The organism is Gemmatimonadaceae bacterium, from assembly GCA_036496605.1.
GTDB lineage: Bacteria > Gemmatimonadota > Gemmatimonadetes > Gemmatimonadales > Gemmatimonadaceae > AG2.
Map to the genome: position 1 here is coordinate 16504 of DASXKV010000051.1, position 20551 is coordinate 37054.

A 20551-nucleotide genomic window follows, 5' to 3' on the forward strand; every position below is an offset into this window, starting at 1 on the left:
CTGAACCACCATGTTCGTACGTTCACTGTTCGTTGGCATACTCGTACCACTCTCCGTGCGTGCTCAGGCGAGACCGACCGCTTCTTCGCCAATTGACACGACGCGCTACGAGCGCACCGCGCCCGAGCTCCGGGGACTGCGGTGGCGGCTTGTCGGTCCTTTCCGCGGTGGACGGTCGGTCGCTGTGACCGGCGATCCAAACAATCCCCGTGTCTTCTACTTCGGCGCCGTCGACGGCGGCGTCTGGAAGAGTACCAACGCCGGCCAGAGCTGGAGCAACGTCACCGATGGCAAATCCAGCATTGCGTCGGTGGGCGCGGTTGCGGTGGCGACCAGCGATCCGAACGTGATCTACGCGGGCGGCGGCGAGGCGGACTTTAGGGAAGACTATACCTATGGCGACGGCATCGACCGCTCGACCGATGGCGGACGCACCTGGACCCACCTCGGCCTCGACGACGCGCGGCACATTGCGCGCATCGTCGTGGATCCACGCGACGCGGAGGTCGTCTACGTCGCCGCAATGGGACACGGCGCCGGTCCCAATCCGACGCGGGGCGTCTTTCGCTCGCGAGACGGCGGACGGAATTGGCAGAAAGTCCTCTTCGTCGACGACTCTACTGGTGCGATCGACCTAACGATGGACCCGGGCAATCCGCGTATCCTGTACGCCGCCCTCTGGCGGATGCAGCGTTCGCCGTGGGGCTTCACCGCCGGCGCCGGCCGCAGCGGTCTGTGGAAGTCAACGGACGGTGGCGAACACTGGTCCGAGCTCACGTTCAATGAAGGCATGCCCCGCGGACCGATCGGTCGCATCGGCGTCGCCGTCTCGCCGGCCGATCCGGAGCGAGTCTACGCGACGATCGAGACGCCACCAGAAGACTCGACGGGCGGCATCTTCCGGTCCGACGACGGCGGCATAACCTGGGAGCGAACGAGCGGCGATCAGCGGTGGATGGTGCGCCCGTGGTATTACTCCGTCGTGCGCGCCGATCCGTCAGACGCGAACACGATGTACGTGATGAACCTCTCGACGTGGAAATCGATCGACGGCGGTCGTACGTTCACGCGCCTCCGCTTGCCGCACGGTGACACGCACGACTTGTGGGTCGACCCCAAGGATTCAAAGAGACTCATCAGCGGCAACGACGGGGGCGCGACGGTCAGCATCGACGGTGGCGAAAGCTGGTCGAGCATCATGAACCAGCCGACGGCGCAGTTCTATCATGTGGTGACGGACGATCAGTTCCCATATCGCATCTACGGTGCGCAGCAGGACAACACCACGGTGTCCACCCTCAGCCGTTCGGACGACGGCGCGATCTCGCGCGAAGACTGGTATCCCGTCGGCGGCGGTGAGTCCGGCTACATCGCGCCAAAGCCGGGCGACCCGAACATCGTCATCGCCGGTACGTACACCGGGACGCTGACGCGACTCGATGTTCGCACGAAGCACGTGAAGGACATCAGCGTCGGTCTCAACAACTACGACGGCTGGCCTTCCTCGCAGGTCCCGAATCGTTTCCAGTGGACGTTTCCGATCTTCTACTCGCGCCACACGCCCAACGAGTTATACGTTGCGGCAAATCGCGTCTTCCGCTCCACCAACGATGGCGACAGCTGGGAGGCCGTGAGCCCCGACCTCACGCTGCACGACCCGAAGACGATGGGACCGGTCGGCGGCGCGGTGACGCACGACATGACGGGCACCGAGTGGTACGCGACGATTTTCGCCCTCGCCGAGTCGCCGGCGCTCGCCGGCGTCCTCTGGGCCGGCTCGGACGATGGCCTCGTTCACGTCACGCGGGATGACGGGAAAACGTGGACCGACGTGACGCCGCGCGACATGGCGCACTTCACGCGCGTGTCGATCATCGAGCCCTCCCATTTCGATGCCGGAACGGCGTATGTGGCCGCGAATCGCTACCAGGTCGACGACCTTCGACCGTACCTCTGGAAAACGACGGACTACGGGCGCTCCTGGACGCGCATCGACGCCGGCATTCCCGCCGGCGCGTACACACGTACCATTCGTGCGGATCCCGTTAGGCGCGGCTTGTTGTACGTCGGCACCGAAACGGGGATCTGGTACTCGACCGACGACGGCGCACACTGGCGTTCGTTGCAGCTCAACCTGCCACGCTCGTCCGTTCGCGACCTGCACATTCACGGTGCCGATCTCATCGCCGCGACACACGGCCGTGCCTTCTGGGTGCTGGACGACGTCACCCCACTGCGTCAGATGACCGACGCAATGCGCGCCGAGGCTGTGCACCTCTTCGTGCCCGACACGGCGATCCGTTTTGGCGGCGGTCGATTTCGCAGCGAGGACGCCGGCGAGAATCCCGCCTGCTGCCTAACGGTAAGCTACTGGCTGAAGCAGCGTGTGACGACACCGGTGACGCTCGAATTTCGTGACGCCACCGGGAAAGCCATCCGCACGTTTTCGAGCGCGGCCGCGAGCGACAGTGCAAGCGTCGACTCGTCCAAGAATCGAGCGCCACGAGACACGCTCGCGGAAAAGCCGCGCGGCTCGCGCTCCCTCGCTGACGACACCCTGTCGTTCCTGGCCGCCGATTCGGTGGTGGTGACGCGCACCGGCCTCAATCGCTTCGTGTGGAATCTGCGCTATCCCTCCACCCGCGAAGTCCGCGGCATCGTGAATGACGAAGGGTCTACGCTAGGGCCAGTTGTCGCTCCCGGCACGTACACCGTTCGTCTCACCATCGCTGGACAATCGTACGATCAGCTTGCAATCGTTCGACCCGATCCGCGCATGCGTGCGACGCAAGCGGAGTACGACGCGCAGGTTACGCTCGCACTGCAAGTGCAGCAAACCACAAACGATCTGTCCGATGCGGTGAGCCGGATTCTCGACCTCGAGCACCAACTCGACGAACGCGTCGGTCACTCGAAGAAGCAGACGTACGCCGCCAAACTCGGCGCGGCCGCGACTCCGCTCCGGCAGAAGCTCGAGGCCATTCGGGATTCGCTCGTCGAAGTCCACTCGCACGTCGATCAGATCACGCTTCACTATCCGATTCGGCTGTACAACATGCTGCTGTCGCTTGCCGACATGGTGCAGAGCGCCGAGGGCGCGCCGACGAAGCAGGAGGGTGACGTTTACCGTGACATCGCCACGCAGGTGAATCGCCAGATTGCTCAACTCCGCACGTTGGAGACGAACGACGTCGTCGCATTCAATCGAATGATGCGAGAGCTGGAGGTGCCGGCGGTGGTGACGGGAGACGCGAAGAGAAGGTAGGAGGGACCAGGTGCCAGGGCGCTTGCTGGCGGCTTTAAGCTTCCCTCATGCGCCCAGTCTTGCTCGCCGTCGACGACGATCCTGAAGTTCTTCGCGCGGTCGACCGCGATCTGCGCCGCCGATATGCCGACCGCTACCGTGTCGTGCGCGCCGAGTCCGGCGCGTTCGCCATCGATGCGCTGCGCAAGTTCGAGGAGCGCGGCGATCCCATCGCGCTCGTGGTCGCCGATCAGCGCATGCCGGAGATGTCGGGCGTCGAGCTGCTCGAGCAGACGACCCGCCTCGTCCCCGACGCCAAACGTGTCCTCCTTACCGCCTACGCCGATACGGACGCCGCCATCGACGCGATCAACAAGGCGCGGATACACAATTATCTCATGAAGCCGTGGGATCCGCCCGAGCAACAGCTCTATCCGTATCTCGACGAGCTGCTCGACGATTGGCAGTCTGGCTATCACGCCCCTTTCGAGGGGATCCGGGTCGTCGGCCATCGTTGGTCGCCCAAATCGCACGAGGTGCGCGACTTTCTCGGCCGCAACCTCGTCCCCTTCAAGTGGCTCGATCTCGATGCATCCACGGAAGCCCGCGACGCGTTGAGTAAATTTGCAACGCGGGAGACGCCGCCGCTGCTGCCGCTGGTGCTCTTTCCAGACGGCGCGGTGCTCGACGCCCCGGACTTCGCGACGCTCAGTGCCCGAATCGGCCTGCGAACTCGCGCCGAGAAGCCGTTCTACGATCTGGTGTGCGTTGGCGGAGGTCCGGCTGGACTCGCTGCTGCGGTCTACGGCGCGTCGGAAGGGCTGCGCACGCTGCTCGTCGAGCGTGAAGCGCCTGGCGGTCAGGCGGGGACGAGCTCGCGAATCGAGAATTACCTCGGTTTCCCGAGCGGCCTCACCGGCGCCGACCTAACGAGACGGGCGGTCGCCCAGGCGCGAAAATTCGGCGCCGAGCTGCTGACGCCACAGGAAGCGTGTGGTCTGCGCATCGACGGCCAGTACCGCGTGCTCACGCTCTCCGACGGGTCCGAGGTCTCGACGCGCGCGCTCGTGATCGCGTCCGGCGTCTCCTATCGGACGCTCGACATTCCCGGCGCCGAGAAGTTGACTGGAGCAGGTGTGTACTACGGCGCGGCGCTCACCGAAGCCATCTCCTGCCAGGATGAGGAAGTACTCATCATCGGCGGCGGGAACTCGGCGGGCCAGGCGGCGCTCTTCTTCGCCCAATACGCGCGTCACGTGACGCTCGTCGTGCGTGGTGGCTCCCTGGGCGAGAGCATGTCACGGTATCTCGTCGATCAGGTAGAGTCCACTCCGAACGTCACGGTGCTCACACGCACTCGAATCTCCGCGCTGCACGGTGACGATCGCTTGCGCTCGGTGACGCTCGCCTGCGACAGCGAGGAGCGCGATATGGAAGCGACGTCGCTGTTCGCATTCATCGGTGCTCAGCCGCGCACCGAGTGGGTCGCCAGCGTGCTGCAGCGCGACGAGCATGGTTTCATACTGACGGGACCCGATCTGGCGCGGGAGAATGGTCGACCGCACGGCTGGACGCTCGCGCGCGATCCGTTCTTGCTCGAGACCAACGTGGCGGGCGTCCTCTGCGCCGGCGACGTGCGTCATCAGTCGATCAAGAGATGCGCGTCGGCGATTGGCGAGGGCGCCATCGCCGTCCAGTTCACCCATCGCTACCTCGCCGAGGGCTGATATGGGTGACGCAGCCGTCGGTACGCCTCCTGGCGAGGTCGAGACCACGCAACGTGAGCGCATGGCGACGCTCGGTACGCTCGCGGCCGGCTTGGCACACGAGCTGAATAACCCGGCGATCGCCATCGGCCGCTCGGTCGATCTGCTGCGCACCGAGATCGCCGGCGTCGACCCCATTCTGCGACAGATCGCGAGCCATCCCTGGACCGAGGACGAGCTGCGCTTCCTCGCGCGGTTGGGTGCGACGACGGAACGGACACAGGGCCTAACGGCTCCCCTTGACGTTGTCGACCGCACCGATCGTGAGGAAATGCTCATCGATTGGCTCGCGCAGCACGAGGTGTCGACATCGCCGGATCTCGCCACAGTGCTCGTCGATCGCGGCGTGACACCGGACGAGCTGGCGGCGCTCGCGCGCGGCTGCAGTCCGAGCGTGATCAGTGACGCCATGGCGTGGCTGTCGCGGCTCACCCTCATCCGGCAACTGCTCGACGACGTTGCCCGGAGCGCCGCGCGCATCGGTGAGCTCGTGCGCGCCGTGAAGGGCCACGCCTACACCGATACCGGTCGTCGGCTCGTGGACGTGCACGAGTCGATCGAGAGCAGCCTCACGCTCATCAGCTACAAGCTCCGCGAATCCCGAGCAAAGCTCGCGCGTGAGTATGACCGCACGCTCCCGCCCATCGAGACCTACGGCACGGAGCTCAACCAGCTCTGGACGAATCTCCTCGATAACGCCGCCGACGCACTTTCGTCGATGCAAGGCGAGCGGACCATTTCCCTCCGAACGTCGCGCGACGAGGGAGGTGTGCGCATCGAGGTCGCCGACAGCGGGCCCGGAATCCCCGCCAACCTCGCGGCGAAGATCTTCGAGCCACACTTCACGACGAAGCCAGCCGGGAAGGGAACCGGCCTCGGACTCGACATCGTTAGGCGCATCGTCGCGCACCACGGCGGCTCGATCACGTGTGAGTCGGATGCCAAAGGCGCCCGCTTCGTGGTTCGCATTCCCTTCGCGCAGCCACCCGCTGCCTCACCGAACTCGTCACCAGCTGCGCGTTTCGATGTTTCCAAACAATGACCTCCTGTTCGGCGGCCCGCCGCTCTCAGACCCCGTCGATGAAGCCGATCACATTCGCGGAGCCGCCTCGTCGCTCGTCACGCTCGTCGAGTATGCCGACTTCGAGTGCCTCAACTGCGCGCGCGCCTTTCCACTACTCGTTAGGTACCTCGAGGAATTTCGCGGTACGCTGCGCTTCGTCTTCCGGCACTATCCGCTGACCTGGGAGCATCCCGCGTCGTCGCTGGCCGCGCGCGCCGCGGAAGCCGCAGCACGACAGGGAAAGTTCTGGGAGATGCACGACGAGCTCCTTCGAAATCCGGGCATGCTGCACCGCGAAGCGCTCCACGCGCACGCCGCATCCGCCGGGCTGGACATCGTCGGCTTCGCAACTGACCTCGAGGACGAAAGCCTCATCGCCCGCATCGGGCGCGACGTCGCCAGCGGCGAGCGTAGCTCGGTTCGCGCGACACCCACATTCTTCATCGACGGCGCTCGCTTCGCGAACTCCAGAAACGTGGAAGGCTTGCGCGACGGCATCATGGAAGCGGCCATGCGCGCCACGACCCGCTTGCTCGAGGAGCGGTAGCCACTTGTTCCCTTGTGGGCATTCGGCAGTCTCTATTGCGCTCGCGGCGTGGCGAGCCGATCTTCACCCCGCCGTTCCCTACCGTGCAGACGTCCCGCCTTCCCCGGCCGTCGTTGTTCCCGCCACCAGCAACGCTCCCTATGTCCCACCTTCCCGTGGAGCGAGAGACCGAAAATATTCGGTCGCCCACGGACGCGCTCGCTGTCACCCCGGTAAGCATCAGCGAGGCACGCTATCGAACCCTCATCCAGGCGATCTCACAGATCGTCTGGACGCGATCGCCATTCGGCGAGTTTGTCGACCGGCAGGTGGCTTGGGAGGAGTTCACGGGTCAGTCGCCTGACGAATACCTCGGCTGGGGATGGCTCGATGTCGTCCATGACGAGGACCGACTCCGTGTGAAGCAAAACTGGCGGCGCGCCGTCGAAGCGGCATCCCCGTACTACGCCGAGTACCGCCTGCGTTCACGCGATGGTGTCCATCGCTGGGTGGCCGTGCGCGCGGCACCCGTGCGTGAGGCCGACGGTACCGTGCGCGAGTGGATCGGCACTCACAGCGATATCGACGCGGCGAAGCGGGCCCACGAAGAGCGCGCGCGGCTCTTCGAGTCCGAGCGTCATGCGCGCCTCGCCGCCGAACGGGCGATGAATCGCCTGCGGTCCGCGTGGAGTGTCGCCGACGCGGCGAGCGCGGAGGCGAGCCTCGACGACATGCTCTGGACGCTCTCGGAAGGCTTGCGCGTTGCCCTCCAGGCAGACGAGGCGACCGTCCTGCTGCTCGACGTCGAGACCTCGGAGCTCGTCGTCAGAGCCTCTGTCGGGATCGAGCGCGATGCGTCGCAGGAGACGCGCATTCGGCTCGGTGAAGGATTCGCGGGACGCGTCGCCTTGGCGCGTTCGCCGGTCGTCGTGCCGGAGACCATGGCGCTTGACGAACGGAGCACCTTCCTTCGCGAGCGCTTGACGTCGGTGATCGGTGCGCCGGTTCGCGCGTCCGGGCGCCTCGTTGGCGTCATCCACGCGGGAACGGTCGAAGCGCGCGAGTTCAACGAAGAAGACGTCATCCTGCTGCAGCTCGTCGCCGATCGCGTTGCACATGCCATCGAGCGCGCGCGTCTGCTCGACGCTGAGCGCGTCGCGCGCGCCGACGCCGAGCTCGCGAATCGAGCGAAGATGGAATTTCTCGCGATGATCTCTCACGAGCTGCGTACGCCCCTCAATGCCATCGCCGGCTACGCCGAGCTGCTGGCGATCGGTTTGCGCGGCCCGCTCAGCGAGACGCAGCTCGCCGACGTCCACGCCATTCAACGCAACGAGCGACATCTCCTCTCGTTGATTGAGGAAGTGCTCACCTTTGCGAAGATCGACGCGGGACGAATTCGGATCGAGCCAGAGGATGTTCGCGTGTCGGCAGCACTCGCGTCGATGAGTGACCTCATCGCTCCGCAGATGGAGCAGAAACAGCTCGACTACGAGCTCGAGCCGTGCGACTCGTCGCTGGCTGTGTATGCCGACGTCGAGAAGCTGCAGCAGGTCGTCCTCAACCTGCTCTCCAATGCGGTCAAGTTCACACCGGCTGGCGGCCGTATCGTCGTTGGCGCGTCCGCGCACGCGAACGATGACAATCTCGTCGAGATCCGCGTGCGCGACACGGGAATTGGGATCCCAGTCGATAAGCTCGAAGCGATCTTCCAGCCATTCGTTCAACTCGACGGCGGCTTGACGCGAGCATCTCAGGGCACGGGCCTCGGCCTCGCCATCAGCCGGGACCTCGCGCGTGCAATGCAGGGCGATCTCGTCGTCTACAGCGAGGCAGGCGAAGGGGCCGAGTTCGTTCTCACGCTTCCACGTGGCGAGCTGCTTCGCACTCGCGGAGTGTCCCAACAGACTTGACACCCAGCGTCACGGTACGACATGCGCGTGTCAGAGCGAGTTCGAGAACCTAACTCTCAATGCGCCGCGCTGCTCTTCCCGAGCAACCCATCCATGAACGGCTTGCCGATGCATTGGTAGAACGTCTTGTCTCCGCATAACGATTCGGCTTGCCGTTCCACGTAGTTCTTCACCTTTGTCGGATACGTCCGGCAATTCGGTGTGTTCGTGCCCTTCACACAGCCGTTGTACTTGAGCAATCCCTTGGTGACGTCGGTCGCCGTCACCTGGTTGCCCGTGTGCTTGATGTACTCCGAAAGGATGTAGACGCCGTACTTCACATTCGTCGAATCCGAGGAGAGATCCGTCCCGAACTTGTCACCGAGTTCCTTGAGCCAGATTTTCGGATAGATCTGCATCAACCCCACCGCGCCGACATTGGAGAGCGCGTTGCTCACGAACAACGCGTTTTCCGTCAGCATGACACCGAAGATCACCGCGGGCGGAATGCCGTCGAGATACGCCTCGCGGACCGCGTAGTACGCGATCGAATCGGCGCGTGCCTGCGATAAGCGGCCCGTGCGAACAAGGTCCTGCGAGAACTTTGCGCTGTCGGCAGTGAACTCGGGTGACGCGAGTAGCGTCGCGAGTCGTCCAGTGTCTGGCGACGGCTTGGTCGCGAGTAGCGGCTTCGTGAGCGGCACGCGATCAGCGAGACTCTGGACGACAGTCGGCTGACCAGCGAAGATCGGCTGCTCGTGATTCACGGCGAACACGATGGCCGCAACGAGCACGATGATGGCCCCGATGTCGCCGAGGAAAGTGAGCAATCGCCGCTTGCTGGCGCTGATCCGCAATCCGCGCCGCCCCGGCGACGAACGCTCCCGCCGATCTTCCCTTCGGCCCCTCCGCTCACCCTCGTCCTCGGTGGGAACCATAGAGAGCCCGGGCTCGATCAGAAGCTCGCCTGATCCTGGCATACGGACCTGCAATGCAACTCGTACACCCGTGCCGGGTGTCTCAAGCGGACGCGGCGTTATCAGCGCGGTCCGCCCTGTCCCCGCTTCTCATCCAACGCCAAGGCCGCGCCAATCAACCCGGCATGCACCAATCCCTGCGGAAAATTCCCGAGCAAGCTCCCGTCGGCACCGATGTCCTCGGAGAACAACCCGAGGTGATTGGCGTGCCCAACGAGACGTTGCATCGCCATACGAGCCTTCTCGAGCTCGCCGCTGCGCGCGAGACATTCGACGTACCAGAACGAGCAGATCGTGAACGAAGGTGCCGCTTGGCTCCCGGCATCGGTGTCCATCCCGCTCATGTCGTAGCGCCGGACGAGAGAGTCGCGCACCAGACGCGTTTCCACCAACCGGAGCGTCGACAGCCATTTTGGATCCGTCGGCGGAATGAAGCCAACCAGCGGCATAACGAGACACGCCGCATCGATCGACGTCGAGCCCCTCGCGCCCACGAACGCGCCGAGCGTCGCGCTCCAGAAGTTCGTGACTATGTCGTCGCGAATGGTGTCCCGCGTTTCTCGCCACCGCTCTCGCGACGCGGGATATCGACGCCGCGTCGCGAGTCGCAACGCCCGATCCACCGCAACCCAACACATGACGCGTGAATAGAGGAACTCCTGGCTACCGGTCCTCACCTCCCAGATTCCCTGATCCGCGCGCTGCCAATTTCGACACACCCATTCTGTGAGATCGGCAATGTGCTTCCAGGCCGATCGCGAAATCGGCTCGTTATAGACGTCGTTGAGATACAGAGCGTCGATCAACTCACCGTAAATGTCGAGCTGGAGCTGATCGAACGCCGCATTACCGACGCGAACGGGGCGCGATCCTCGATGTCCGGCCAGATGCTCCAGAATCTGCTCTGTCAGCTCACGTCTGCCGTCGATGCCGTAGAAGCTCTGTAACTCGCCCGGTCGATCCGCTTCCTCGCAGCGACGCACGATCCAGCGCGTGAACGATTTCGCCTCGCGCGCGAGCCCGAGCCGCGCGAGCGCGTAGATCGTGAACGATGCATCGCGAATCCACGAATACCGAAAATCCCAGTTTCGATCGCCGCCGATCTGTTCCGGGAGCCCGAAGGTGGGCGCTGCGATGACCGCACCGGTCAGACGGCTTTGCAGGAGCTTGAGCGTGAGCGCGGAACGGCGAACCATCGCGCGAAATTCGCTATCGTACGTACATCGGCTGATCCACCGGCGCCAGTACACGATCGTGCGCCGCATGGCTCTCGTTGCCCAACGGACGTTAGGCAGGTCGCCGGCTCGCTCGGCACGCGCTCCAAAGGTGAAGACGACGATCTGCCCGGGACGCAGCACGAAGTTCGCCACCGCCGCCGGGCCATCGCACGCCAGTGGAGCGGTACTCGTTAGGCACAACGAAGCGTTGCCGGGCGCACGGAATAGCGCCGCGCCCGGTATCAATTCCACCGACGGCGCGACCCGTCCGTAGTCGAAGCGAGGCGCACACGTCATTCGAACCCTCGCCTCGCCCCATACCGCCCGCGCGACTCGCACGATTCGGCTCGGCCCGGGCCCGCGCTCGATCGGCATGAAGTCCACGATCTCGAGCGACGACTCGCCGGTTTCCAGCCGGGTTACGAGCACGTTGGTATCTCGTGCGTAGCGCTGCTCGGCGCGCGCCCTCCCATCTTCCGGTGCAATCGTGAAATGTCCGCCGCGCTCGGCATCGAGCAGACGCGCGAACACCGTGGGGGAGTCGAACTCCGGAAGACAGAGAAAATCGATCGTTCCGTCGAGCGCGACGAGCGCCGCCGTCTGCAGATCACCGATGATCCCGTGATCGGCGATGCCGGCGGCGCCGCGCACTCGCGTCAGATACCCAGTTGCAAAGTTACGAATACATTCCGCGGCGGCAGCACGTAGTAGTACGGCGTATTACCGCTGCCATAGCCGCTTCCGTATCGCTTCGAGTTCGTGAGATTGTTGCCACGAATCTCGAGCGCTTGCCGCCCCGCGAAATGCCACTTGGCCGATGCGTCGACGACGTACGCCGCGGGCAGCACGAGATCGGGATTGGCCGTGTCGTCGAGCTGCGACTGACCCGTGTAGCGCCCCTCGGCCCAGAACGACAAGGCGCGGGGCGCGTCCCACGCGATGCGTTGCGCCGTGACGACGCTCGGGGTCAGCAGCGGCGCCACGTCGTGGAACGACTCACCCGACGAGTCGTCGGTGTAATCGGCGATGCGCGCGCGCATGAGCGTGGCGTTCAAGGAGGCTTTCAGCGAAGCCGTTAGGCGGTAGCTCGCATCGAGCTCCACGCCGCGCCGATAGCTCGCGTGGACATTCTTGCGTAGCGGAAGACCTTGATAGCTCAGCGCGCCGATCGGCTCGATCTCATTGCGAAAGTCCATCGAGAACACGTTGGCCTGCAGGTGCGCCGAGGCCGTCGAGAGCGTCACACCGGTTTCGACATCGTGCACCGTTTCCGGCTTCACGCGCGAGAAATCGCCCACGAACGCGACGTTCGATGTGTCGAGGTTGTCGAATCCGGCGAACATGTCGAGTCGCGCCGGCTCTCGACTCGTCGCACCGTAGGACGCGTATGCGGAGAACGCGGTCGTTAGGCGATAGGTGAGGCCGGCCCGCGGATTCACGAATGTCCAGGAGATCGAGCGCTCGGGTATGTCCGCGTGGACGTCCGGCACATACCGAAATCCCGCCTGCCGCGCCTGCAGATCGCCGAACAGCGTCGCCCGACCCACGTCGTACGACACCTTGGCGAAGCCACTCGCATCATCCTTGTGGCCGGTATTGAAGTAGATGTCATCAACCAGATCCGGCCGGATGAAGGCATAGTGATCCCGCGCATAACGATTCGCGTTGACGCCGACGTTCACGCGCACGCGGTCGCGTTGCCACGTCCATGCACTCGTCACTCCGTACCAGACGAAGTCGAGATGATAGTTCCACAGATCGGGATCGATGGCGACGTCGTAATTGCCGCTCGCCGAAATGCGGTAGAGTGTCGTCGACAGCGAGGCGTCGCCGAACAACCGTGTGTAGGCCGCCGAGACGAGCTGCTCTCCGAACCGATCCAATTCGTCCGGCTGCAATGGATTGATGCGCCGGTCGTGAGCGAGATCCGTATCAGGGACCGCCAGATAGCTCAGCGTGTCGTGCAGCAACCCGGCCGTCGCCATCACTTTCACGACGTCGTGCGCGCCGAAGTATCCCGCGCTCACGAGCCCCGAGCGGCCGAGCACTCCGGAGTGATACCGATAGCCGTTGGACTGCAGATCGGAGAGCCGGCCGTAAAAGGCAAGTCCGTTGCCGAGGAGACCCGAGCGATACTCGGCACTCGCGCGCTTGGATCCGAAGGAGCCGCCCTCGAGCTGGAGTTGCGTTTCCTCTGGACCGGCGATGGGCGCTGTCTCGAAATTCATCGAGCCGGCGAACGATGCCGTTCCAGCGCTGCTCGTCCCAACGCCACGCTGGATCTCCACCGACTCGAGGCTGCTCGCGAGATCCGGAAAATCCGCGAAGTAGAGCACCTGATCTTCGGGATCGTTCAGCGGAATGCCGTCGATCGTTAGGTTGATGCGCGATTGATCGATGCCTCGCAATCGTGTGTAGCTGTAGCCCCAGTAATTTCCCGTCTCGGCATACGACGTGACCGAAGGCGTGCCCTGCAGGAGCAACGGTACCTCCTGGCCGAACGACCGCTGCGCGATCTCGTCACGCGTCAGCGTTCGCTGCGACACCGGCGCCGCCTCATCCGCCGAGCCGCCGCGGAGCGCAGTGACGGTGACGCCTTCGAGTGCGCGCGGCGACGTGGCGAGCGCAAGGATGACGTTCGATGACGAGACGACGATCTCGCGCGTCGCGTAGCCAACGCGCGACAATCGGAGCCGCGCAGGGAGCTCGGCGTCGAGCGCGAAATGCCCGGCGCTGTCGCTCAGCGCTTGTCGACGTGACACGACATCCATCACCACGACACTCGCCACGGGCGCGTGCGTCGCGGAATCGTGAATCACACCGGCGACGCGCGGCTGTTGTTGGAGGACTGCCGATGCAAGAGACAGGAGGAATAGTGGCGCGTTCATGGACGTGTCCTCGGCGAGACACGTCGCGCACGGGCGCCCGCCATCGGGGCGATCGAACGACACGACATTTGTGTGACTCCCTACGCCGGTGCGAACCGGATCAGGTTCAACGGGACTCTCTCAGCCGGCGCCCTTAGTGGCGGCGGCACCCCGGTCAGTGTCGCAATCTATGTCGTCGAATTCTCAGGTGCCATCGACAAGCCGCGCGCGGCTGCTATGGCGATCGCCGCTGATCGGTCGCTCCGCGGCGGCGCTCGGGCACATCCGTCCCCGGGCCGCCGCGGCGCCGCTCACCGTCGGCGTCGAACTGACTCCAGATGCGCTCGAGATCCGATGGCGACACGTGCACCGGCGTACCGGACAGAATCCCCGTCACATTGCGGAAGGGCCGCCCGAGGTGCATTCCCTTTCCGTCAATGGTGAACTCGCGAATCCGCTTGTCGTGCACCGAGCCGCGCATCTTCAGGACGGTGATCCCGCGCTTCATCTCACCGAACATCTCGACGTAGCGGAGCAGAATGATCGAGTCGGTGAGCGTGGAGATGTGACCTTCGGTAATCGACGTTCCGCCCATGAGCGAAGGCGTGGTCGACGTAAACAGCCCGGCGACCTCCTGCTGTTTGATGAAGGACGTGAAGCCAATTACGAACTCACGAAACGCCTTGATTGTGCCGATGCGCTCGAGGGCCGAAAGACTATCCAACGCGACGCGATGAGGCCTGAACTCCTTCACGGTGCGTTGGATCGTCACCAGCCAGTCTTCCAGACTCGCGACCTCGGGGTAATCACACAACACGCGGAGCATTCCGGACCGCTCCATGTACTCGAAGTCGACGCCCCAGCCATTCGCATTGCGGAAGAGCTGCTCGCGACTTTCCTCGAACGCGAGCAGCAAGCAGCGTTCGCCCACGGCCGCGCCACCGTTCAGAAACTGAGTAACGTTGAGCGTCTTGCCCGTACCCGTTGCGCCGGAGATGAGGATCACCGAATCGCGGAAGAAACCCCCGCCACACATGTCATCGAGCTCGCGATTCCCAGACGAAATCCGAATATCCGAGGACTTTTGCTTGAGCTGGATCGCTGATAACGGGATGACGACCAGCCCACCGTCGTTTACGATGGTGAAGGGATACTCGCCCTTCTGATGATCGGTGCCGCGAAACTTCAGAATCTCGATCGTGCGTCGCCGAATCTCGTCGTCGAGCACGTTGCGCAACACCATCACGTTGTCGGCGATGAACTCCTCCACGCCGAAGCGCGCGATCGGACCGTAATCCTCCGTGCGCTCGGCGGTGAGGATCGCGGTGACGCCCATGCTCCTGAGCGCGGACGCAATGCGAAAGAGCTCGCGACGAACGATCGACTGATCGGAGAATTGCGAGAACACGGCGCCTAACGAGTCGACGGCGACACGCGTCGCTCCGACCTTGCGGATGGCGTTCTGCATTCGCGCCAACAGTGCACCGAGGTCGAAGGCGCCACTCTCGACGATCTCCACATGCGGGTCCGGCGAGGCGTCCACAAACGCGAGCTTGCCCTGACGTTCCCATTCCTCGAGATCCCAGCCGAAGCTCCGCATGTTCTTGCGGATATCGCTCGCCGACTCCTCGAACGTCACGAACACGCCGTGTTGGTCCGCATCGCGGATCCCCGACGCGAGAAACTGCATCGCGAAGACGGTCTTTCCGCTCCCGGCTGTGCCAGACAGCAGGGTCGTGCGGTTCTCTGGTAAGCCGCCCTTTGCGATGACATCGAAGCTCGCGATTCCGGTCGCCAGCTTCTGGACCGGGGCATCATTTGCCTGCTCGTTCATTTGGCGTCGAGATTGGGATGCGAGGCGTCTGCTGCGCCCGGCCGCACCTCGAGGCCGAGCAAGACTTTTTCTTTGTCGGAGAGATCGCCAATTACTCGCCGCAGTGGCGGCGGCAATTGCTTGATGAGCGTCGGCGTGGCGAGAATCTTTTCATCTTCGGCGAGTTGCGGCTTCTCGAGCACGTCGATGATCTCGAGCTGATACTGCCCACGCAGCTCCTGCTCGCAAATCCGACGCAGATTGGCAACGGCCAGATCGGTCCGCGGGCTGCTGCCCGTTACGTAAAGCCTCAACAGGTAGGTCGACAGGGATCCTCCCTTATGCGTGCGAGCTGCTCCTCGACGAATCGCGCTTCATCGGCGGCGACGTCCTCGCCTGAACGCATCTTCCGCACCGTCTCGAAGCCACCAGGAGGCTGCGTCAAGACGCGACCCTCCGAGGCACGGACTTTGTAATCATCACGGCCTACGATGCGGAACAATCGGATGGAGCCACAAGAGCCGCGAGGACCGACCTAGACCAGCAGATGGACAAGGAACGGGATCGACGAGAGCGCCGGCGTGGCCGCCGGTCGGAGGAGGGCCGTTTGCGCTCGATCGTCGAGCAGCTGGCCGATGGCATCGTCATTGTCGATTCAAGAGGTATCATCCGTTTCGCCAACCCCGCCGCCGAGCAGCTGTTCTGTCGCAAGAGGGCTGACCTCATTGGAAGAGACCTCGGATTTCCGGTTGTTCACGGGGAGTCCACCGAGGTCGAGGTCAGGCGGCTGGACGGAAAAACCGTCACCACGGAGCTCCGCGTGGTCGACGTCGAGTGGGCCGATGCGCCGGCCCTTCTCCTTTCGCTCCGCGACATCACCGACCGCAAACGATCCGCCGAACGCGAACGACAGCTCGAGCGCGAGCGCACGGCGCGCGCCGAGGCGGAAGCAGCAAGCCAGGCGAAGTCCGAATTCCTGGCGATGATGTCGCACGAGCTGCGGACACCACTCAATGCGGTCATCGGCTACGCGGAGCTCCTGGATCTTGGGATCGCTGGTCCCTTGACGAGCGATCAACATCAACAGGTCTCCCGGATCCGTACGAGCGGCCGGCATCTCCTTGGGTTGGTCAACGAGGTCCTCGACCTCGCCAAGATCGAAGCAGGTCGATTGTCCGTGAGCCTTGCCATTGGTCGCGCCGGTGACGCTGCCGATGCAGCACTGGCGTTGGTGCAAACCCGCGCCGACGAGAAAGGACTGCGGTTTGTTGGCGACTGTTTGGGTGATGCCGATGTCGCCTACGCGGGCGACGAAGACCGTGTGCGCCAAATCCTCGTCAACCTGCTCACCAACGCCGTGAAGTTCACGGAGCCCGGCGGTGACGTATCCCTGGAGTGTGGCATTGCGGAGCGACCCGATGCCGGCGCGCGCGTCCAGGGCAACGGCAAGTGGGTCTACTTTCGTGTCCGCGACACTGGCGTCGGTATCGAGGCCAAGCAGCTGCCCTTGATCTTTGACCCGTTCGTTCAAGCAGAAACTGGCCACACGCGCTCGAACGACGGCTCGGGTCTCGGCCTAACGATTAGCCGGCGTCTCGCGCGACTCATGGGTGGGGATCTCACCGTGCACAGCACGCTCGGTACAGGCTCGGTGTTCACGCTCTGGTTACCCGCGGCTGTCATCAAGTCGGAGCCGGCGGCGCTCGAGTGGCAGGAGCCCGTCGACGGGTTCACGCGACTGCACGGAGTGGCGGATCTCGGCGAATTGCTTATGCGGGAGATCTCGACCGCGCTCGAGGTACTCGTCGTTTGCATTCGAAGCGAGGAGCTCGTGCCCGGCGCGAAAGCGATCAAATTTTCGCAACTCGTCGACCACTACCCGAGCCTACTCGCGGATCTTGGCGGCATGTTGATCAGCATCGAAGAGACACGTGGTCAGCCCACCAGTCTTCTCACCGACGGCGCCGACATTCAACGCGTCATCGCCGAGCGCCACGGCAGTCAGCGCGGACGGCTCGGTTGCAGCGCAGACATGGTGCGACGAGAGTACGGCCTGCTTCGCGAAGAGTTGGCCGACATGCTGCGTCGACGAGCGAGGGGAATTCCCGACAACGCCATCGAGGAGGGCCTCGTGATTCTCAATCGCGTGCTCGCCCAGGCCGAAGACGCGAGCGTGCGGAGCCTGCTGCGCACCCGCCGGAAAGAGCTCGCTCGATCTCAAGCGGATCAGTCACGGATGAGCGATGCCGATGAAAGCTCGACCGCGCACGGCTGAGTACGTCTTACCCGCGCGGATTATCGTCCATGATGAGGGACGGTGCGACGCTTCGACGCGCGCCTCGCGCGGCGGTATTGTGGCACGGGCCGTGCCCCTAGCGGGTGGACATTTGGAGGGGGGAAAAACAATGAGACCAAAGGCCATCATCATCCTCGCAGCGCTCGTTACGGCAGCCGCAGGATGTCACAAGGACAAGAACGACGCGCTTCAAAACGATTTGAATCTTGCAAATCAAGCAAATTCCGCGCGGTCGCTGGATAGTATTTCGGCGGCCGAGCGCGGGTACGCGGCGCCCTCACCGACGTCGCGTACCACGACTGGCACGTCAACGCGATCGAGCGCACCGGCTCGTCACTCGACGTCGTCGAGCGGCGCCGTGAGCAGCGCGCCTGCTCCGTCGCATACGGTCGTTCAGAAGAACACGAAGCGTGACGCCGCCATCGGCGCGGCGGCGGGCGCGATCATTGGGGCCACGACGAGCCGCGATAAGGTGAAAGGCGGCGTCATCGGCGCCGCCGCGGGCGGCATTCTGGGCGGCGTAATCGGCAACAACGTCGACGTCAAGAAGAAAAAGACGCCGTAGCTCCTCGTTGGTGACTGGTGGTTCGTAGTTGCGGGGAAGGCTAGCGAGCAGTCTCGCTGGCCTTTCCTTCTTGCCGCCAATCGCCAACGACCAATCACTAACTACCAGGCACCAGCCGACAGCCAGCAAACCGGCACTTTCCTCTTTGTTTAAGGTCGATTAGCTTGGGGCGAGCGAAAAACGCGCGTAACCAGCGCGCTACCAGAGGCTGCAAGAGGGACCTGGAGACATCCGCTCAGGTCCCTCGTCATTTATCTGTTCGCTTGCCGCGCGGGGGTCTCCGCGAGCTGGTCATCTCGTCGGGTACGTACGGCGCGTCCGGACTCCGACATCACCGCAACATGTTACAGGGAGTAGGACGCAATGCGTACCACCGGCGTTGTAAAGTGGTTCAACGACGCGAAGGGCTTCGGATTCATCACTCCGGAAAACGGACAGAAGGACTGCTTCGTGCATCACTCGGCAATTCAGGGCAAGGGCTTCAAGACACTCGCCGAAGGTGAGCGAGTGGAGTTCGACATCGTACAGGGCGCCAAGGGTCCGGCGGCGGAGAACGTCGTCAAGATCGCCCGCTAGGCAGGGCGTGAGCTGCGGCGAGCTGCGCGAGACAAGCAGGAGCGAGCGCAAGCGAGCGAGCACCGGCTTTCGGGGCCGCCCGACCCCTCGGGCGGCCCCGAGGCATTTTTCTGAGGAGAGTAAATGATCGAGATCAAGATCGAAGAAGGCGACCGTTTGGATTGGGCCCTCAAGGTCTTCAAGCGGCGCATCGCGAAGTCGGGCATTCTCAAGGACCTTCGCAAGAAGCGACACTATGTAAAACCCAGCGAAGCCCGGCAGCTCAAGGCCGCCGCCGCGCGCCGCCGTCAGCGCAGTGCATCGCGCGAGCGCTGAGTTGCGGCGCTGAACCGCGAGCCGAGGAGACATGGCCAAGGAAGAGCCGATACAACTCGAGGGACAGGTCACCGAGGTGCTGCCGAATGCCACATTTCGTGTATTGCTGACGAACGGCCATACCGTGCTCGCCACCCTCGGCGGCAACATGCGGCGCTTCCGGATTCGCGTCCTTCAGGGAGATCGCGTGACCATCGAGGTCTCGCCGTACGATCTCAGTCGCGGACGCATCATCTTCAGACACAAAACGTGAAGCACGGGCTGATGTGAGAGGTGCTCGGTGCTAGGGTGAAGTGCACTACTCACTAGCACCTGACACCTAGTACCGAGCACCTACATGCCCTCCTCCCGCCTCAAGGCGCTCGTCGCCGTGGCTCTGATTGCCCAGCGACTCCCTGCCCAGGACAGTACAAAAGCCAGTCACGACTCATCGCACGCCGCGGCGCCGCAAGCGCCGGCGGTTCAAATAGACGGGTTACTTCAGGTGTGGTATCTCGACGGCCACACCATCACCAACGGCCACGACAGCTATCGGATTCGGCGCGCGGACGTGAAGCTGAGCGGCATCATCTCGCCGCGCGTGCGCTGGCATATCTCGCTCGACGGTGCGAAGGTGCTCAACCTGAACAAGACGACGACCGTCGTCGGCGATTCCTCGGCGTTGAAAGACGCGAGCATCGATCAGCGTTCACGCATTCTGCAGGAAGCGTCGATCAGCGTTTCCGTTCTTCCCGATTTCCGCGTCGACGTTGGCCAGCAGATCATTCCGCTCTCGTACGAAGGTGTCACGGCGGCGGCGCAGATCGAGACAATCGAGCGCACCATGTTCATCGCCGAGCGCACCCGGGGAGGCGGCATCAGCGACGTACGCGACATCGGCGCCGAAGCGCGCGGCAGCGTCGCCTATGGATTCGTCGACTATCAGATCGGCGTCTTCAACGAATTCGGTGATAGCCAGAACAGCACCGATCAGAACGATCAGAAAGCGACGATCGGTCGCGTTGCCTTTCACCTGCCATTTCTGTCCGCGCTGCAACTCGGCGCGTCGGGTGGGACCGAGGGCGGAACACCACAGCAGCGTCATGAGCGCGCCGGCGGCGAGGCGCAGTTTCGAAATCGCTGGCTCACACTTCGCTCCGAGGTCATGGGAGCGCGGGACGGTTCGCTCCGTCGCCTGGGATATTATGGGCTCGGTGCCATCCGGCCGACACCCGACATCGAACTCGTTGGCCGCTGGGACTCCTGGGATCCCGATCTGCATAACGAGAGCGGTCCGGCCGACGCGGCCGAACGTGAGATCGTCGGTGGCGCGAGCTACTTCATCGAGGGCGGCGCAACGCGCCTTGCGGCCAACGTCGTTCGCTCCACCTTTCCGAGTGGAAAAACGCCGTCGAGTACCATGTTGCTCGTCGGCCTCCAGGTGGTCTGGTAAGC

The 20551-nt window shown here is 63.8% G+C and carries 16 protein-coding genes and 1 riboswitch; of the genes, 11 read left to right on the plus strand and 5 right to left on the minus strand.

Going from position 1 to position 20551, the window contains the following annotated elements; translation table 11 throughout:
• Window positions 1–10: 10 nt before the first annotated feature.
• The 5 genes from VGH98_20295 (at window position 11) to VGH98_20315 (ending at window position 8512) form a co-directional block, all read left to right on the plus strand.
• Window positions 11–3265, plus strand: coding sequence for a glycosyl hydrolase (locus VGH98_20295; GenBank protein HEY2378330.1), 3255 nt, complete (start codon window positions 11–13; stop codon window positions 3263–3265).
• Window positions 3266–3312: 47 nt separating this feature from the next.
• Window positions 3313–4971, plus strand: coding sequence for an FAD-dependent oxidoreductase (locus tag VGH98_20300; GenBank protein HEY2378331.1), 1659 nt, complete (start codon window positions 3313–3315; stop codon window positions 4969–4971).
• Window position 4972: 1 nt separating this feature from the next.
• Window positions 4973–6052, plus strand: coding sequence for a HAMP domain-containing sensor histidine kinase (locus VGH98_20305; GenBank protein ID HEY2378332.1), 1080 nt, complete (start codon window positions 4973–4975; stop codon window positions 6050–6052).
• Window positions 6036–6620, plus strand: coding sequence for a thioredoxin domain-containing protein (locus VGH98_20310; GenBank protein HEY2378333.1), 585 nt, complete (start codon window positions 6036–6038; stop codon window positions 6618–6620). The genes VGH98_20305 and VGH98_20310 overlap by 17 nt, the downstream gene beginning before the upstream one ends.
• 140 nt (window positions 6621–6760) lie before the next feature.
• Window positions 6761–8512, plus strand: coding sequence for an ATP-binding protein (locus VGH98_20315; GenBank protein ID HEY2378334.1), 1752 nt, complete (start codon window positions 6761–6763; stop codon window positions 8510–8512).
• A gap of 56 nt (window positions 8513–8568) precedes the next feature.
• Here VGH98_20315 and VGH98_20320 read toward each other — a convergent pair whose 3' ends face one another.
• From VGH98_20320 to VGH98_20340, 5 genes are all read right to left on the minus strand, one after another.
• Entirely contained in the window at window positions 8569–9429 is an 861-nt protein-coding gene (locus VGH98_20320; GenBank protein ID HEY2378335.1) for a lytic transglycosylase domain-containing protein, read from the minus strand.
• A 101-nt stretch (window positions 9430–9530) separates the two neighbouring features.
• Window positions 9531–11336, minus strand: coding sequence for a glycoside hydrolase family 15 protein (locus VGH98_20325; protein HEY2378336.1), 1806 nt, complete (start codon window positions 11334–11336; stop codon window positions 9531–9533).
• A gap of 5 nt (window positions 11337–11341) precedes the next feature.
• Window positions 11342–13573, minus strand: coding sequence for a TonB-dependent receptor (locus VGH98_20330; protein ID HEY2378337.1), 2232 nt, complete (start codon window positions 13571–13573; stop codon window positions 11342–11344).
• Between the two features lie 60 nt (window positions 13574–13633).
• Window positions 13634–13736, minus strand: a riboswitch (TPP riboswitch).
• 51 nt (window positions 13737–13787) lie between these two features.
• A complete protein-coding gene (gene kaiC / locus VGH98_20335; GenBank protein HEY2378338.1) occupies window positions 13788–15386 on the minus strand; it encodes a circadian clock protein KaiC in 1599 nt (532 codons plus the stop codon).
• Window positions 15383–15679, minus strand: coding sequence for a circadian clock KaiB family protein (locus VGH98_20340; GenBank protein ID HEY2378339.1), 297 nt, complete (start codon window positions 15677–15679; stop codon window positions 15383–15385). The genes kaiC and VGH98_20340 overlap by 4 nt, the downstream gene beginning before the upstream one ends.
• Window positions 15680–15912: 233 nt before the next feature.
• Between VGH98_20340 and VGH98_20345 the strand changes: the two genes are divergently transcribed.
• The 6 genes from VGH98_20345 to VGH98_20370 all read left to right on the plus strand — a co-directional run bounded on the left by VGH98_20345 (window position 15913) and on the right by VGH98_20370 (window position 20549).
• Window positions 15913–17640: an ATP-binding protein gene (locus VGH98_20345; GenBank protein HEY2378340.1), complete on the plus strand. Its 1728-nt coding sequence runs from the start codon at window positions 15913–15915 to the stop codon at window positions 17638–17640.
• Window positions 17641–17770: 130 nt separating this feature from the next.
• Window positions 17771–18226 (plus strand): YMGG-like glycine zipper-containing protein, encoded by a 456-nt coding sequence (locus VGH98_20350; protein ID HEY2378341.1) that lies wholly within the window; start codon window positions 17771–17773, stop codon window positions 18224–18226.
• A 363-nt stretch (window positions 18227–18589) separates the two neighbouring features.
• Window positions 18590–18802 carry a cold-shock protein gene (locus VGH98_20355; protein HEY2378342.1) on the plus strand — a complete coding sequence of 71 codons (213 nt, stop codon included), beginning with the start codon at window positions 18590–18592 and terminating at the stop codon, window positions 18800–18802.
• Between the two features lie 123 nt (window positions 18803–18925).
• Window positions 18926–19117 (plus strand): 30S ribosomal protein S21, encoded by a 192-nt coding sequence (rpsU, locus tag VGH98_20360; GenBank protein HEY2378343.1) that lies wholly within the window; start codon window positions 18926–18928, stop codon window positions 19115–19117.
• Between the two features lie 31 nt (window positions 19118–19148).
• Window positions 19149–19370 (plus strand): translation initiation factor IF-1, encoded by a 222-nt coding sequence (gene infA, locus VGH98_20365; GenBank protein HEY2378344.1) that lies wholly within the window; start codon window positions 19149–19151, stop codon window positions 19368–19370.
• A gap of 84 nt (window positions 19371–19454) precedes the next feature.
• The gene (locus VGH98_20370; GenBank protein HEY2378345.1) at window positions 19455–20549 is read left to right on the plus strand and encodes a porin; all 1095 of its coding nucleotides are present in this window, start codon (window positions 19455–19457) and stop codon (window positions 20547–20549) included.
• Window positions 20550–20551 lie beyond the last annotated feature (2 nt).